This window comes from Anabaena sp. AL09 (assembly GCF_001672255.1).
Lineage (GTDB): Bacteria > Cyanobacteriota > Cyanobacteriia > Cyanobacteriales > Nostocaceae > Dolichospermum > Dolichospermum lemmermannii.
Genome location: NZ_LJOQ01000087.1, coordinates 1 through 12753 on the forward strand (window position 1 = coordinate 1; position 12753 = coordinate 12753).

The 12753-nt window shown below is 39.9% G+C and carries 10 protein-coding genes; 3 read left to right on the forward strand and 7 right to left on the reverse strand.

The window, feature by feature from the left end; genetic code table 11:
* Positions 1–133 precede the first annotated feature (133 nt).
* A complete protein-coding gene (locus tag AN490_RS17830) occupies positions 134–1201 on the reverse strand; it encodes a sulfonate ABC transporter substrate-binding protein (RefSeq protein WP_300006281.1) in 1068 nt (355 codons plus the stop codon).
* 407 nt (positions 1202–1608) lie between these two features.
* Here AN490_RS17830 and cqsA point away from each other — a divergent pair, with 407 nt between their 5' ends.
* The 3 genes from cqsA (at position 1609) to devC (ending at position 5683) form a co-directional block, all read left to right on the forward strand.
* Positions 1609–2844 carry an alpha-hydroxyketone-type quorum-sensing autoinducer synthase gene (gene cqsA / locus AN490_RS17835; protein ID WP_300006183.1) on the forward strand — a complete coding sequence of 412 codons (1236 nt, stop codon included), beginning with the start codon at positions 1609–1611 and terminating at the stop codon, positions 2842–2844.
* A gap of 553 nt (positions 2845–3397) precedes the next feature.
* On the forward strand, positions 3398–4510 hold the full coding sequence (locus AN490_RS17840; RefSeq protein WP_300006185.1) for an ABC exporter membrane fusion protein: 1113 nt from the start codon (positions 3398–3400) through the stop codon (positions 4508–4510).
* Between the two features lie 15 nt (positions 4511–4525).
* Positions 4526–5683, forward strand: a complete 1158-nt coding sequence (gene devC, locus AN490_RS17845) for an ABC transporter permease DevC (RefSeq protein WP_300006187.1) — start codon at positions 4526–4528, stop codon at positions 5681–5683.
* Positions 5684–5842: 159 nt separating this feature from the next.
* Here devC and AN490_RS17850 read toward each other — a convergent pair whose 3' ends face one another.
* The 6 genes from AN490_RS17850 to AN490_RS17875 form a co-directional block, all read right to left on the reverse strand.
* A complete protein-coding gene (locus AN490_RS17850) occupies positions 5843–7468 on the reverse strand; it encodes an FAD-binding protein (protein ID WP_300006189.1) in 1626 nt (541 codons plus the stop codon).
* A gap of 101 nt (positions 7469–7569) precedes the next feature.
* A complete protein-coding gene (locus AN490_RS17855; protein WP_300006191.1) occupies positions 7570–8370 on the reverse strand; it encodes an SDR family oxidoreductase in 801 nt (266 codons plus the stop codon).
* Between the two features lie 49 nt (positions 8371–8419).
* Positions 8420–8860 (reverse strand): sulfur transferase domain-containing protein, encoded by a 441-nt coding sequence (locus AN490_RS17860; protein WP_300006193.1) that lies wholly within the window; start codon positions 8858–8860, stop codon positions 8420–8422.
* 27 nt (positions 8861–8887) lie between these two features.
* Complete coding sequence (locus AN490_RS17865; RefSeq protein ID WP_300006195.1) at positions 8888–10186, reverse strand: glutathione S-transferase family protein; 1299 nt, start codon at positions 10184–10186, stop codon at positions 8888–8890.
* A gap of 160 nt (positions 10187–10346) precedes the next feature.
* On the reverse strand, positions 10347–11333 hold the full coding sequence (locus tag AN490_RS17870; protein WP_300006197.1) for a threo-3-hydroxy-L-aspartate ammonia-lyase: 987 nt from the start codon (positions 11331–11333) through the stop codon (positions 10347–10349).
* A 247-nt stretch (positions 11334–11580) separates the two neighbouring features.
* Positions 11581–12621: an NADP(H)-dependent aldo-keto reductase gene (locus AN490_RS17875; RefSeq protein ID WP_300006199.1), complete on the reverse strand. Its 1041-nt coding sequence runs from the start codon at positions 12619–12621 to the stop codon at positions 11581–11583.
* Positions 12622–12753: the final 132 nt, after the last annotated feature.

Here is a 12753-nt window from a genome sequence, read left to right on the forward strand (position 1 = left end):
ATCGCTTATTAATTTAGATTAAACCCATGTACACCAATGGTTTTGGATATATTAAAAGGATGTTTGATCATAAGGGGAACGGTAGAACCGGAATAATTGATAATTAGTAATTTTTCTATTACCAATTACCAGATTATTTATTATTTTGCCAAACTATTTCCTTAACCTTGACTTCTTTAGGAATCAATTTGATCTTATAGAAAGCATCAGCAACTTCTTGTTGTTTCCTAATTATTTCATCTGTTAGGGGTAATACACCATACTCACGCCGCTTTTCGGCTATTTCTAAAACAGCCGCATCTATACCTAATATAGGTGATAGTAACTTAGCAACTTCAGGTGGATTATTTTTTGTCCAGTCGCTTACTTTCTTGACTTCATCAATAACCGTTTTCAGAGTATCCAAATTGCTATCAGCAAAAGATTTAGCAGCCAGATAATAACCACGATTAGGTGCTAATCCAGTTGCATCTGTTAAGGTGCGTACACTTATTGCTTTCTCTGCTGCCGCTAAGTAAGGGTCCCAAATAGCCCAAGCATCAACCTTTTTACTTTCAAAAGCAGCGCGAGCATCTGCTGGTTTAAGACCCATAGGTTCGATATCTTTATATTGTAATCCTGCTTTTTCCAATGCTTTTACTACTAAATAGTTAGTATTAGAGCCTTTGGCAAAAGCGACTTTTTTACCTTTGAGATCAGCCACACTTTTAATAGGTGAATCTTGACGAACAATAATCGCTTCTGCTTTGGTACTCAAGGGATCATAAGCAACATAAACAAACGGTGTACCTCCTGATTGAGCAAATACAGGGGGTGCTTCTCCTGTGTAACCAAAGTCAATACTTCCCGCATTTAAAGCTTCTAACATGGGTGAACCTGCGGGAAATTCAGTCCAACTGACAGAAGCACCAGAGGCTTTTAAAACTTTTTCTAATTCTCCTTTGGCTTTTAATGCGTAGAGGACAGTTGCAGCTTTTTGATAGCCAATACGAACGACTATACTGTTAGAGTTTGGACTTGAATTAGTAGTTTCAGTTGTTTGTGCTGTCTGATTTGTCCCAGTATTGTCCCTTGTGTTGGGAGAGCAAGCGGAAATAACAAAAGTTAAACTCAGTCCAACTGCAAATAGTAAGGAAAGAGTGTGGATGTTCTGCTTTTGATATTTTTGTTGCTTTTTCTGGTGAACTGTGAGATTCTTGATTTTAAATCAACACTATCTTTATCAAGATTACGAAAAAAATATTGCTTTCTGTTTAACCCAAAAGTATCAAATCACAATCTAGAAACAGATTGAAAAGAGAAATTAAATTGCGATCGCCTATCTTAAACCTGACTTTTCCCGTTATCTTTCTAATTGAGCGATCGCCCACTATAACCCCCTCCCCAAAGTCCTATTTTCTCGTTGATTATTCTCATTAAACGTCGCTTGTTGAGAATTAGGCTATGGTCTAAAACCCTTGTTAATTGGGAGTTTCACGACTTAACGGGAAAAGTCAGATCTTAAACCCTGTTTAAACAGGGTTTACAATACTATCAAAACAGGGAATACCAGAGTGCGATTCCTAAACGATGACAAAGATCAATCAATCAATTATATAGGTGTTATAGATGACCCAATCTGCTGGTGACTCTCGCAAGCGTGCGGAACGCTGCCTCCCCGCGTTCGCGCAGCGGCGGTTGGACTCGCACTACATCGATCACGTCCAACATCTCTGGGGTGGTGACCACCTGCTACATGGTGCCACCCCCTCCGCCGATGCCCTGTTGCTGATGAGTAATGACTACCTCGACCTTCTGTCCGTGCAGTCGCTGCGGCGTGAACAGGCCCGGTGCTTGAGTGAATGCAGTCAAGAGTTGCTGATGTCCGCTGTCTTTCTGTACGAGGACTCAGCCCATCAGGACTTCGAGCGCCGCTTGGCACAATTCATGTCAGCCGAGGACGGCGTATTGTGCCAGTCCGGGTGGGCTGCAAACGTCGGACTGATTCAGACGCTGGCCGACGCTGAGGTACCTGTCTACTTAGACATGGCTGCCCACGCCTCACTTTGGGAGGGCGCTCAGTCGGCCGGCGCGAAAGCCGTACGTTTCGCGCACAACAACGCCGCACACGCCCGAACCCAAATCAATCGGCACGGACCAGGCATTATCGCGGTGGACGCGGTTTATAGCACTGACGGCAGCACCGCCCCGCTTACCACCTTCGCCCAACTGGCTGAGGAGACTGGGTGCATCTTGATCGTGGACGAGTCGCACTCTCTGGGAACACACGGTCCGGCGGGTGCTGGCATGGTTTGCGAGATGGGCTTGGCGGAGCGGGTTCACTTCCGCACTGCCTCACTGGCCAAGACGTTCGCTGGCAGGGCAGGGTTCGTCTCCTGCTCCACGGAATTCAAGGGGTTCTTCAGGGTCAAGTCGCGGTCCGCTATCTTCAGATCAGGGCTACTAGCCCACGAGATTGCGTGGTTCGATGCAGCTTTGACGTTTATTGCATCCGCAGATAACCGACGTGAGCGGTTACACAAGATAGCCCGCCACGTGCGTGACGAACTAACCACGCTCGGGTACAACGTCTCCGACGGCACCGAGCAGATCATCGCCCTAGAAGCCGGCTCCGAACCGCAGACGATGGTGCTGCGTAACGCCCTGCAGCGGCGCGGCATTTTCGGGGCGGTGTTCTGTCACCCGGCGACCCCCAAGAACCGTTCGCTGGTGCGGCTGACACTCAACGCCAGCCACACTGACAGTGATATCGCCCGCCTTATTGCAGCGTGTGCGGATATGCGGGGAGAAGTAGATTTGGCTTCCTGGTCGTCAATGCGGCGACAGCGTCACAGTCCGAACTAGGGGTATAGCCGGGATACCTGCAATTTGGGACACGTTGTAAAGTTATGTAAAACTAACGTTTGAAACCCTTGATTTTACGTTGTTCAAATGCCGGATCGAGCGTGTCCTCTGCTATGAAAACATCCCCAAAAAGGGTCATTTATGGGAGACTGAATAGCCTGAAGAGTTGATTTTAGTGTTCAAAAAAAGAATATCCCTATACCATTTTTGGGCAAGTTAGTAAATTACTAAATTAGTTTTGCAACATTTCTTTACAATGTGTCCCAAATTGCAGGTATCCCGGCTGTACCTAGTGTGTTAATTCTGTGCCTTCTAAGAGGGTAAAAATTCATGCAAAATCCCTGGTATCTATTTGGGGCAAAAGCCTATTTTACATGGACTCTGCGTTCACATGGACACAAAATTTGCATGAACGAAAAACGGAGAAATTTCATCAAAATTAACACACTAGGCTGTACCCCATAGTGTTGCTAAAAATATCAGTTAAATTAGTGAGGTTGTAAAGTTGAATCTAGATTTACTTTTTAAGCCTTCAGCTAGAAGGCTAATTCAGATGGTGTTCATTTCTATTTTAGGAATTGGTCTTATAAAAATTTACCAATTTTCACACACCCAAGCATCTGATTCTCAACTACAGATGGCAAAGATTAAAAGTCAAAAAAATCAGGCTAGGTCAGTTACAGCACTAGGTCGTGTGGAACCTAAAGGAGAAGTAATTACAATTGGAGGTAGTCTTCAAGAACGCATTGATAAGTTGTTAGTCCAAGAAAATCAGCAGGTCAAAGTAGGTGATGTCTTAGCCTATTTAGATAGTTATCGAGAAAGGTTAGCAGAGAAAAATATTGCGGCTACTCAGTTGGAAGAAGCTCGTAATCGTTTGAAAGCTGAGAGTATATTTGGTAAAGCTCAAATTGAAGAAGCAGAATCTCGAGTTGAGCAGATAAAAATGCCTCAGATGTCAGAAGTTAAAGCTCAAAAAGCAACAATCCGAGGAATAGCGGTAGATCTACAAGTTAAACAAAAAGACTTAGAACGCTTTTCTTATTTGCAAATGCAAGGTGCTATTTCCCAACAATCTTTGGATGAAAAAGTATTAGCAGTTAGTAATAAACAAAATGAACTAAATAATGCTCAAGCTACGCTCGCTAAATTAGAACAAGGACGAAGTAACGCTCTCCTCAATGCATATGCACAAGTTCGGTCAGCAAAAGCTAGTTTACAGCTATCAGAAAGTAAAATTCAAGTAGAATCGGCAAATAGTAATCTGAAGTTAGCGATCGCTCGCTTAGAACGAACAATAATTCGTGCCCCTCAGTCTGGTAAGATTCTAAAAATTCTTGCTCATTCAGGAGAAGCAATTTCTAATCAGGGCATTCTGGAAATTGGTAATACTCAACAAATGTATGTCGTTGCAGAAGTTTATGAAACAGATGTAAGTAGAGTAAAAGTTTCTCAAACAGCCATTATTTATAGCAGTGCTTTCTCTAAAAATATTATTGGTATAGTTGAACAAGTTGGTTTAAAAGTTGGAAAAAAGGATGTTTTAAATACTGATCCAGCAGCCAAGATTGATGCTAGAGTGGTCGAAGTCAAAATCCGTTTAACAGACAGTAAACTTGTTGCCGGAATGACTAATTTAGAAGTTAATGTAGTAATTAAACCTTAATACAGGTTACTCACTATGAAGTTTCCATTTATTATAGCTTGGCTACAACTGACTCATAAAAGAACTCGGTTATTAATTGCGTTAGCAGGTATTGCTTTTGCTGTAATTCTGATGTTTATGCAATTAGGGTTTAGCGATGGTCTATATGATAGTAATATACGTGTACATACCAAGTTGAAGAGTGACATTTTTTTAATTAACTCTACAAGCGTTGCATTGAATACCTTAAAAACTTTTTCCCAAAGACGTTTATACCAAGCACAAAGTTTTGATGGTGTGGAATCAGTAAATTCTTTATATCTAGATTTTGGTTTTTGGACTAATCCGCAGAACTATACTAGTCGTCAAATTTTCATTATAGGAATTAATCCTGATGAAGATGTTTTAGACTTACCAGAAGTACAGGAAAACGCAGACAGAATCAAGATTCCAGACGTTGTTTTATTTGATCGAAATTCTCGACCAGAATTTGGGCTAATAGCTAGTGAATTTGAGAAAAGAACAACAATTTCTACAGAAGTAAATAATCGGCAAATTACTGTAGGAGCTTTATTTGAGCTAGGAACATCTTTTGCAGCAAATGGTACTTTAATTACTAGTGATTTAAATTTCCTACGTATATTTAGCAATAAACGCCAAAAAGGACTTATTGATATCGGAATAATTCGATTAAAACCAGGTGTGAATGCTGAAAATTTAGTCCAAATTATGAAAAAAGAATTACCTCAAGATGTTAGATTTTTATCAAAACAAGAATTTATTCAGCTAGAAAAAGATTATTGGAGAAGTAGTACACCTATTGGATTTATTTTTACGGTAGGTACTATTATGGGATTCATGGTTGGAGCCGTAATTGTTTATCAAATTCTATATTCAAATGTATCAGAACACTTGGCAGAATATGCCACCCTCAAAGCGATGGGATATAAAAGTTCATTCTTGTACGGTATTGTGTTTCAAGAAGCTATCATCCTATCAATTCTAGGGTATATTCCTGGTTTTGCATTGAGCCTGGGATTGTATGATATGACACACAATGCTACTCTGCTGCCAATTTATATGACTTTTAGCCGAGCCTCAACTGTTGGAATTTTAACAATTTTGATGTGTGCTATATCGGGAGCGATCGCAATACGTAAAGTTCAATCGGCAGACCCTGCTGATATCTTTTGAAGAGATTGTGAACTTAGGTTATAGGGGTACAGCCGGAATACCTGCAATTTGGGACACATTGTAAAGAAATGTTGCAAAAACTAATTTAGTTATGATCATGTTGAAACATAGCAAAAGTTTTGATAATGTTGGGTTTCCTTGCGTCAACCCAACCTACAATTAAACAGTTACCAGTTCTTGCGTTTTTGTATCCTGGATAGGTGTAGCTTTCACCCAAACTTGATCCAAACCACCACTAATTAAATGATGTTGTTGATTAGTATCCTGTTCTGGATAATCTAAATGTCTGTGCATACCTCTTGTTTCTCTGCGTTCCAAGGCACTGCTATACATCCATCTAGCTGTTGCTACCATTCCCGCAGATTCCCTTGTGCGGAGAATATTACTATTATCTGCAACTTGGCTATTGCGAATTTCATCCCACAGAGAATGTAATCTTTGCAATGATTCCGTTAAAGTTTGTTCATTACGGAAATAATTGCGATTGTATGGAAAAACTTCCGCTTGAGTGGCTTTGATGATGTCTTCACTGTGAATTTGTTTTTCACTACCAGAAATAAATCCTACAGTACCTACAGATTGAACTGGTCTTTGGTTGGCTTGCACACCTAAATTGTGGGAGTATGTAGCCGCAGACTGTCCTGCCCAATACCCTGAAGATAGCGCCCAAGCGGCATTATGACTACCACCACCAGTAAAACCACCACAAATTAATTCCCTTGTGGCTGCATCACCAGCAGCATAGAGTCCACGTACTGAAGTAGCACAAGTATAATCGGTAATTCTAATGCCACCTGTACCCCTGACAGTCCCCTCTAAGCGCAGAGTTACAGGGAAGCGTTGAGTAAAGGGATTAATACCTGCACGATCAAAGGGTAGGAAGAAATTGGGTTGAGACAAACGCATTGTTACCTGCATTTCTTCCGAGGCTTTGTCTATGATGCAATAAACTGGTTGAGTTATCAAAGTTTCGGCAATCACAGAACGCCCTTTTTGTGAACCAGCGCCGGGGATAGGTGTCCCATCTTCGTAGGTGAAAGTTGCCCAATTATAGAATAAGGTTTTGGTGACAGAAGAAAAAGCAGGTGCGATACCATAGGCGTTGGAAAACTCCATTCCCGACATATCTGCACCCGCTTCGGCTGCCATGAGATATCCATCACCTGTTAGCACATTGCAACCCAAGGCTTTACTCAAGAAAGCACAGCCTCCGGTAGCAATGATCACTGAATGCGCTCGCACAACCCACTTTTCACCAGTCTGACGGTTAACCCCCGTCGCTCCAGCTACAGCACCTTCTGCATCTACCAACAACTGCAAAGCCGGACTGTGATCTAAAATTTTCACCCCTGCCCGTTTTATTTGTTGCCGCATCAAACGCATATATTCTGGCCCTTGCAGACTGCGCCGATATGGTTTACCTTCTTCATCTGTAGGGAAAGGATAACCCCAATCAGCTAGTTGGTTGACGTTCGTATAGGTTTGATCTAGGACTCGTTGCATCCAATCTCGGCTAGATAAAAATCCTCCTAGAGCCTCTCTAGAAGCCATTGCAGCCTCTCGACTGTCTGGTTCTGGTGCAACATACCATACACCGTTACCTGATGCGGCGGCACAGCCACTTGTACCACAATAGCCTTTATCTACTAAAACCACTTTAGCACCAGCATTAGCAGCACTCCACGCTGACCAAGTACCAGCAGGTCCACCACCAATTACTAATACATCAGCTAATAAGGTTTGATCAACATCGCTATCTTGGGAAAATAATTGTTTCTGAGTCATGAAAATTCCTCTTTTTTGTAACATTAATTGACGAAAGGAAACCCAACAAAATTTTGAAAATGTTGGGTTGCGCTGTCGCTTAACCCAACCTACTCAATAACTTAAACTCCTGGTGTACTTCCACCATCAACTTGAATTTCTGCACCAGTTATAGAAGCAGCTAAATCAGAAACTAAAAATAAAGCTAAAGCTGCAATTTCTTCAGGTTTAACGATCTTTCCTAAAGGAATTGATTTCACTGCTTGGGCTTTATATTCATCTACCGTAATACCTAAACTTTGGGCATTTTGTACGGCTAATGTTTTCGCTCTTTCTGTGTCCGTTAAACCAGGAGAAATGGCATTAATTCTAATATTATCTAGGGCTAATTCTTTAGAAATGCCTCTTGTAAAGTTGAGTAGAGCCGCATTGGATGTTCCTCCTGGTAGGAAGTTGGGGCGGGGTGTGCGTCCAGCACCACCAATAATGTTAACAATACGCCCATCACCTTGATTTTTCAAATAGGGTACAACGGCTCTAACTAATCGAATGTAACCCAAAAGTTTTAAATTCCAAGCATCTAAAAATGCTTCATCACTCAATTCTAAAAACGAACCCGCACGGGCTGAACCAGCATTATTAATCAAAATGTCAACTTTACCAAATTGTTCAATTGTTGTAGAGACAAGCTTCTCAACATCTTCTGCTTTGGTTAAGTCAGCACTAACACCAATAACTTTAGCCTCTGCATTAGGTAAAAATTGAATATCAACTACTGCTTTATAAAGTTTTTCTTGATTGCGAGCAGCAATAACTACATTCACACCTTCACTATATAAAGCTTTAGCTGTAGCTAACCCAATTCCTGCACTACCACCTGTAACAATTGCTGTTTTACCTGATAGATTTAGTTCTAAACTCATAAAAAATTGTACCTTTGATAAATTTACAAACAAAATAATCACAGAAAACCTAAATTTGCTTAACTGCAAAATTTTCTACGAGAAATTGCTTGAGATGTGGCTGTTCTAAATTAATGCTCAATTCATTAGCTTTTTGAGCAATTTGTTCATAAGTAAAACCTGATTGAATTGCTTCTGCAATTAAGGCTATTCCTCCGGCTCTTGCACCACCAGCACAGTGAATTAAAATTGGTTTGGGTAAATGATCAATTTCTAGAATTGCTTCTGCTGTTAATTCTTGATTTGGTGCTTGAGAATTTAAAGGAATGTTTGTATATTCCAATCCTACAATTTGTGCTTCTTGCTTTTCATCATGGAAAAAACCATTTTCATCAGGATCACGTAAATTCAAAACTGATTTAAAACCCTCAATTGCTAATTTTCTTAATTCCTCAGCAGAAATTTGTCCAGCGATACTCAAATCATCATTAACCTTTTTAAAATCAGTCATTTTAATTCCTCTTTGGATGAAATGGAATCAATAAATAGATGCCAAAACCTTATCTGCTGCGGCTCGTAATGCAGTTGCAGCACCAGCACTCATATCTCGTGGCGCACAAATCCTATTTCTCACATAAGCCAGTGTAATAGCCCCTGTAGCCGCGATAATGGGATCTATACTTTCTTTACCTCCAGTTCTTCCTCCTGGTAATAGTTTACCATTACCATTAATGAGATAATCAGCTAATAATCTCAAATGAAAATCAACGGCTTCTTTGACTGTGGAAATATCACCATCTGCGGCTAAAGATTGCACTCCAGAATTTTTCAAAATATCACCAATAGCAGTTTCTCGATTATCACTCAATCTTTCTGCCGCTTCTGCCCGATATTCAATAAATTCAGCATCAGCTAAGTCTAAAGGTGAGGGATTACCAATAGGTTCTACGCCAAATCTGCGCCGTAAAAGTAAATTATTAGTAATATTGTCTGATTTAACTCTGTTGTAAGCAGGACGTTTTTTAAGTGCTGCAAACCAAACATTGATGAGAGGAAAACGAAGATTTCCTTTGATGTGATATCCTCTATATACTGGTAAATTAGCCGCCAATCTATCTAAATGGGGACTATACATAATGTCTACCAGACTAAATGTTGATAAAAAATAGGGTTTTGGATATCTACCTAAAGTTTTTTCAATTTCATCTAATTTAGCTTCAAATTCTGCTTCTAAATTTGCTAGTTCTTTGGCATCTTCTGGAGGTTCTCTCAAGAATTTATAGGCAAGATCCCGAAAACCATTAGTTTCTGCATCTTCAACCCATTCTCTAGCGATCGCATTTTCTTCTGGATTTTCAGGTAACAACGTTTCTCCAAAGTGTTCTTCTAATTCTAAAAGAATGTCTTTAGATTCATAAACGAATTTGCCTTCAATATTTGCTGCGGGGACAAGGGTTGTTGGGACTAAATCTGTGTACCATTTCGGTTTATTACTCAGATCAATAAATTCTGTTTCAAAGGGAATTTGTTTTTCTTCTAAGGCAAACCAAACTCGTTCACAAAAAGGACACCAAGAGTTACTATCACGATATAATAATACTGGTGGTTTTTCATCGGTCGAAAGTTTATCTAAACTACTAGGAATAGGAGCAGTAGAAGGTGCTTGTCCTGGTCTTTTAACTCGACGAGCGGGGGTATTTTGTCGAGCAGTTTCTAATAATTGATCCCAATGGGATATGGTAGTGCTTACAATATATTCCTGCACGATTTCTACCCGTTGCTGTAATTTGGGTTCAGTGTTGTAAAGATCGTGCCATTCTAACCAATCTTTTGGCATAAAAGAAGATTCCCGATTGCTAAAAATTCAGATTCTCAACAGTGTCTTTCATCACTATAACATAAAAATACGGTATGTCTATCAAAAAACCGTAGATTAAATATAAACACAGACTACCATATCAATTTGGGGAAAATCAAGTAGTTAGATAATTATTTATCTAGTAATGCAAAAGATGATTAAGTTGTTTCAATTGACTAACTTGCAATAAGTCTACATTTCCACCACTGATAATTACGCCAATTCTCGCACCCGGCGCTTTAACTACACCTTCTAATAATGCTGTTGCGGCTATAACTCCAGTGGGTTCAACAACGATTTTTAAGCGTTCCCAAATAAAAAACATGGTGCGAATTATACCTGCTTCCGATACAGTCACCATATCATCTACGTATTCTAGGACAAGGGGAAAGGTGATTTTACCTAAACTGGGAGTTCTGACACCATCAGCAATGGTCTGGGGATTGTGGACAGTTTGCAGGGTTTTGGTATAAAAGGAACGAGTAGCATCATCGGCTAATTCCGGTTCTACACCGATTATTTGACAATTAGGTAAAACTGCTTTTGTCGTAACTGCACAACCAGAAATTAATCCACCACCACCACAACATACTAATAAGTAGTCTAGTTGTCCAACTTCCTGAATTAGTTCTAATGCAGTTGTACCTTGTCCAGCAATTACATGAGGATGATCATAGGGGGGAATTAAAGTTAATTCGTGTTCTGCTGCGAGACTTTTGGTTAATCTTTCCCGGTTAGTTGTGTCAGGGCTGTACAAAATGACTTCTACACCATAACCGCGAGTAGCAGTTTGTTTGACTGCGGGTGCATTATCAGGCATAACTACAACTGTGGGAATATTGAGTAATTTGCCAGCAAGAGCGATCGCTTGTCCATGATTTCCTGAAGAATAGGTAATCACCCCTTTTATTTTCTGCTTTACTGATAATTGAACTAAGGCATTATAAGCGCCACGAAACTTAAATGCTCCTGTCCGTTGAAAATTTTCGCATTTAAAAAATACTTGGCTTTTAGTCAGTTTATTGAAAGTATTAGAAGTAATTACTGGTGTTTGATGGGCAATACCCAAAAGCCGTTTTTGCGCTGCTTCTACATCAGTAATAGTAACAGAATCAGATAATAACATTTTTTTTCATAAAGTAACTCTCACTATCATTAATAAGTAAGTGGGCGTTAAAAAATATAATACAAACCTAACCCCCCACCCCCCTTCCCTACCAGGGAAGGGGGAGTCAAAGTCTCTCCAGTATCAAGATTTATTCCTTTTCCCTCTCCTTGTAGGAGAGGGTTAGGGAGAGGTTTTATATTTAATTGTGTCAAGCTACTTATTAAGTGAGGTGAGAATCTCGCTTTGTATTTTTTACAAAATCTGGTTAAGGTGCTGGATTAGGATAACGAGTATGAATTGCATCTATTTCTGCGAAAATCTCTTGATCTAAAACCACATTTACACTATCTATATTTTCCTGCAATTGTGCCAAAGTTGTTGCGCCAATAATTGTGCTTTTCACAAACCAACGACTTTTGACAAATGCGATCGCTAATTGAGCAGGTGACAGATTATACTTCTTAGCAATCTCCACATAAGCCTTCACCGCTTCTTGGACATTGGGTTTTAAATACCGTTGTCCAAAACCTGAAAATAGAGTTATTCTCGTATTTTCTAATTGTTGATTTTCGATATACTTACCAGTCAAAAACCCAAAACCCAAGGGACTATAAGCCAATAAACCCACATCTGTATAACGGTAAACCTCAGCTAAACCTGATTCAAAATTACGATTTAATAAATTGTAAGCATTTTGAGTTGTCACAACTTTAGGTAATCCCAAATCATTAGCAATGCGAACAAACTCGCTCACCCCCCAAGGCGTTTCATTACTTAAACCCAAATAGCGAATCTTCCCAGCTTTAATCACATCAGCAAAAGCTTGTAACTGTTCCGCAATAGGCACAGATTCTCTTTCTAATTCGGGATTATAACTTGTCTGTCCAAATGTAGGAACATAACGATCAGGCCAATGAATTTGATACAAATCTACATAATCAGTTTGTAATCTCTGCAAACTATCATTTACTGCCTGTGTAATATTATCACGGTCAACTTTATTATTTCCACCCCTCAACCAAGAAAAAGGACGACCCGGACCAGCAATCTTAGTAGCTACAATTAATTTATCTCGTTGTTGTTTCTTCAACCATTCACCAATATAAGCCTCAGTTTTCCCTTGGGTTTCACCACGAGGAGGGACCGGATACATTTCTGCCGCATCTAGGAAATTTATCCCTTGGGTAACAGCATAGTCAAGCTGCTCATGTGCATCCTCAATAGTATTTTGATGCCCATAGGTCATAGTTCCCAAGCAAATTTCTGAAACATTGAGGTCGCTTGCACCAAGTTGGTTGTATTTCATAATGTTTTAATGATTCTCCTGATTCTATTTTGCTACAAAAACTAAAAATATCACTATTTCATCAAACTACACTAAATCTACTGATTTAACGGAGTTAATACCTGAAAAAGCATACTATCATACAAATTTTAG

Coding starts and splice junctions, on each gene's coding strand:
- AN490_RS17850 (WP_300006189.1), bottom strand. CDS start 7,468: ATGACTCAGAAACAATTATTTTCCCAAGATAGCGATGTTGATCAAACC.
- AN490_RS17840 (WP_300006185.1), top strand. CDS start 3,398: ATGGTGTTCATTTCTATTTTAGGAATTGGTCTTATAAAAATTTACCAA.
- AN490_RS17870 (WP_300006197.1), bottom strand. CDS start 11,333: ATGTTATTATCTGATTCTGTTACTATTACTGATGTAGAAGCAGCGCAA.
- AN490_RS17860 (WP_300006193.1), bottom strand. CDS start 8,860: ATGACTGATTTTAAAAAGGTTAATGATGATTTGAGTATCGCTGGACAA.
- AN490_RS17875 (WP_300006199.1), bottom strand. CDS start 12,621: ATGAAATACAACCAACTTGGTGCAAGCGACCTCAATGTTTCAGAAATT.
- AN490_RS17865 (WP_300006195.1), bottom strand. CDS start 10,186: ATGCCAAAAGATTGGTTAGAATGGCACGATCTTTACAACACTGAACCC.
- AN490_RS17855 (WP_300006191.1), bottom strand. CDS start 8,370: ATGAGTTTAGAACTAAATCTATCAGGTAAAACAGCAATTGTTACAGGT.
- devC (WP_300006187.1), top strand. CDS start 4,526: ATGAAGTTTCCATTTATTATAGCTTGGCTACAACTGACTCATAAAAGA.
- cqsA (WP_300006183.1), top strand. CDS start 1,609: ATGACCCAATCTGCTGGTGACTCTCGCAAGCGTGCGGAACGCTGCCTC.